The 1036-nt window shown below is 68.6% G+C and carries 1 protein-coding gene and 1 pseudogene; both read left to right on the forward strand.

The window, feature by feature from the left end; genetic code table 11:
- Positions 1-620: YadA-like family protein (locus EGJ34_RS21830; protein ID WP_260477101.1), on the forward strand; the 620-nt coding region annotated here is incomplete at its 5' end.
- Positions 621-781: 161 nt separating this feature from the next.
- Positions 782-1036 (forward strand): annotated as a pseudogene (locus EGJ34_RS21835) (protease); the annotation flags it as partial.

Raw genomic sequence — 1036 nt, forward strand, 5'->3', positions numbered from 1 at the left:
TGGCCAGCGTCGGCACCGCGCAGCCGGCTGTGGTCGCAGCACCTGCCGCCGTCAACGCGGTGGCGATGGGCGAAGGCGCGGTGGCAAGTGGCGCATCGGCCACGGCGATCGGGCAGGGTGCCTCGGCGACCGCTGCCAACTCGGTTGCACTCGGCCAGGGCTCGGTCGCCGACCGCGCCAACGCGGTGTCGGTGGGCAGTGCCGGCAACGAGCGTCAGGTCACCAACGTGGCCGCCGGCTATGCCGCGACCGATGCGGTCAACAAGGGCCAGCTGGACAGTGGCCTGGCCACCGCCAACAGCTATACCGACCAGCGTTTCAGTGCCATGGCCGACAACTTCGACATCTACAAGGGCGAAATCGATGAGCGCCTGCGCCACCAGGATCGCCGCATCGACCGCCAGGGTGCGATGAACGCGGCCATGCTCAACATGGCCACCAGCGCCGCCGGTGTGCGCACGCAGAACCGCGTGGGTGTAGGCGTCGGCTTCCAGAGCGGCGAATCGGCACTGTCGCTGGGGTATCAGCGCGCCCTCAGCGAGCGCGCCACCGTCACCTTCGGTGGTGCGTTCAGCAGTGATGACAGTTCGGTGGGCGTGGGTGCCGGCTTCGGCTGGTAACACCACGGAAAGACAGCAGCGGGGCTGCGTGCCCCGCTGCGCGCAATGCAGGGCCTGAGGGGGCGGGTCACCGGAACCCTGGCCAGGGCCGGCCGGGGTTTTCGCAGGGAGTGTTTGGCCTGAACCGTCGTTTGATCCATGACCTTGAAGAGGATTTCAACGTGACCAAGAAGCAGAACCTTCGCATCAACGTGCTGGCAGCCGCCGTGCTCTCGCTGTCCGTCGGCGCGACCAGCGCTTATGCCGCCGGTTTACCGGTCAAGGAGCCCGCGCGCCAGGCCGCCGCCCAACAGGGTTCCGAGCGCATCATCGTCAAATACCGCACCGGTGCGGCCACCACCACGTCGGCCAAGCTGGCCACGGTGACCTCGGCCGTGTCGCGCGCCAGCCTGGGCAACGCCGCCGCGCGTTCGGCC

The sequence above is a fragment of the Stenotrophomonas sp. 278 genome (assembly GCF_003935715.1).
Classification (GTDB): domain Bacteria; phylum Pseudomonadota; class Gammaproteobacteria; order Xanthomonadales; family Xanthomonadaceae; genus Stenotrophomonas; species Stenotrophomonas maltophilia_AH.